Genomic DNA, 2,109 nt, shown 5'->3' on the forward strand with positions numbered 1-2,109 from the left:
ATGCCAACTTCATATCTCCGCCACTGACCTTGGAGCTCGGATCAAGTCTGGCTAATAAATTCTCTAGTGTGAAATCTTTTGTCACACCTTTTGCCATCAGCATGGGATTTACAGTATTGGTCTTTGAGAGATTCATCTGCAAATTGGCAGAGCCCTTACCCATCTGAAAGCTTATATTTGGGATATCAATTGAACTGCCATCTAAATGCAAAGTAGCCTGGAGATTCTCGATTGGCTTACGCTTTGGCAAACCCAACTCCGCAATGTCCACGACAATTTTCCCTTTGGCCCGAGGTATTGAGTCAAAAGGAATGGTTTCATCACTAAATACGTATCTGGACTGTGGCTTTTGGGCTTGGCGCGTCGCTGGGGCTGGCTGAGTGCCACCCACAGTTTGAGGAGCCGGATTAGTCGCTACATCCAGCGTGGGCCAGTCAAATGACTTTGAGCTTACGGCCAAATTGATCGAGGGCATGGCTTTCGGAGGTTTGATGATCTCGCCTTTAATCAATAAAGGTTTGCCATTCATATTGAGAGCCAGGTCCAGCGGGAACTTTGTTAATCCAACATCCCATTGCTTGAATAACCCAGAAAGAGAACCTGTTTTTCCACTCAGCTCAATAGCCTGCCCTTGAGCCTGCATGCCGAGAGAGATGACTGTTTTATCGCCACCCTCCACCAATGACAGACGTTTAATTTGATAAGTGGAGATTGGATTAGCGGCATCTTGATACTGAATTTGAGCATTCACAATAGAAATACTATCCATGTAGATCAAATTGTTACTAACCGTAGAAGCGTCCGTATTGCCATTACTAGAAATGGAAGCAGGAGTAGCAGTAGATATGTCTGCACTCATATCCCAATTTGCTTTACCAGATGAATTTCTTTGAAGTAGCAGCTCTAAACCAGAAAGTTTCACGCTACCAATCTCAATTCGCTTACTGAGTAGCGGTAGAGCTTTAACATCCAACTCAATATGCTGGAGAGTGAGCATTTCAGGATTTGATGCCCAAGAGGCATTACTCAAACTGAAGCGTTCTGCAGAAACAGAAATTCCTGGAAAAAAACTCAATTTCACAGGACCGTTTATTTTTAAATCTCGTCCAGTGGAGGCCTTAACTGAACTTGAGAGCAACTTCGTTAGTTGGACTGGATCCACTGTAGAGGCTGCGTACCAAGCTCCCAATATCAATAGGAGGATGATCCCGCCCAAAGCACTGATGATGATCTTGATTGATTTACTCATTGTCAGTTGATTCTAAATTAGCTCGCTCGCTGTGGACTAAAATGAATATATATATTTTTCACTAAGATCAACATGAACACCACTACCAATCTTCCAAAATGTCCAGCCTGCCAGGAGGATATGACCTACCCTGACGGTGAGAATTTTGTTTGTGCTCAATGTGGTCATGAGTGGCCTATGACAACTGCTGTCGAAGAGGATGAAGGCGCCCTAATCGTAAAAGATGCTAATGGCAACTTACTGGCTGATGGCGACACTGTGACCTTGATTAAAGATCTCAAGGTAAAAGGATCGTCCACTACTCTCAAGGTTGGAACAAAGATTAAGGGTATTCGCTTAGTCTCTGGTGATCACGAGGTCGACTGCAAGACAGAGGCCGGCAATATGTTACTCAAAGCCTGCTTCTTAAAGAAGGTGTAATTCATACCAAAAGACCATCAGACCCAATAAGGGTCCGATGGTCCAAAGCTACTAAGAGGCAGCGCTAGCCTTTTTCAAAACGGTATAAAGCTGATCCTTAAGTAAAAGCTTTTCCTTTTTCAGGATCTCAATTTCTTCAGGGGTGCTAGGTTCGGTATGAGCCTCCATTCTCTGAATCTTTTGATCCAGATGGTTGTGCTTATCAAATAAATGTGAAAAGTGACGATCTGATGTTTTCAGCTTAGTAATTAACTCGCGATATTCAGGGAACATAGATTCTCTTTAGGTTGGGGTTATTCATAACTGCCACTCCAGTGTAGCAAGTTAGCGCTCAAATTCAAGCTCCCTACCCTTATTCAATATAACTAACAAACCATTAGATTTTCACCCTTGATATTGCAAGGTAAATCCCCATATAGGTATCAGCAAAAGTGGATAGA

General features: G+C 43.1%; 3 protein-coding genes. 1 reads left to right on the top strand and 2 read right to left on the bottom strand.

Annotated features, from left to right (window positions below; translation table 11 throughout):
• Positions 1–1,249: AsmA family protein (locus tag B7Y67_RS16030; RefSeq protein WP_293599486.1), on the bottom strand; the 1,249-nt coding region annotated here is incomplete at its 3' end.
• A 72-nt stretch (positions 1,250–1,321) separates the two neighbouring features.
• On the opposite strand from B7Y67_RS16030, the gene B7Y67_RS16035 reads away from it, so the two are divergent.
• Positions 1,322–1,669: a zinc ribbon domain-containing protein YjdM gene (locus tag B7Y67_RS16035; RefSeq protein WP_293599487.1), complete on the top strand. Its 348-nt coding sequence runs from the start codon at positions 1,322–1,324 to the stop codon at positions 1,667–1,669.
• Positions 1,670–1,720: 51 nt separating this feature from the next.
• Here the strand turns inward: B7Y67_RS16035 and B7Y67_RS16040 are convergent, their stop codons facing one another.
• Complete coding sequence (locus tag B7Y67_RS16040) at positions 1,721–1,942, bottom strand: DUF465 domain-containing protein (protein ID WP_215303064.1); 222 nt, start codon at positions 1,940–1,942, stop codon at positions 1,721–1,723.
• Positions 1,943–2,109: the final 167 nt, after the last annotated feature.

The sequence above is a fragment of the Polynucleobacter sp. 35-46-11 genome (genome assembly GCF_002281105.1).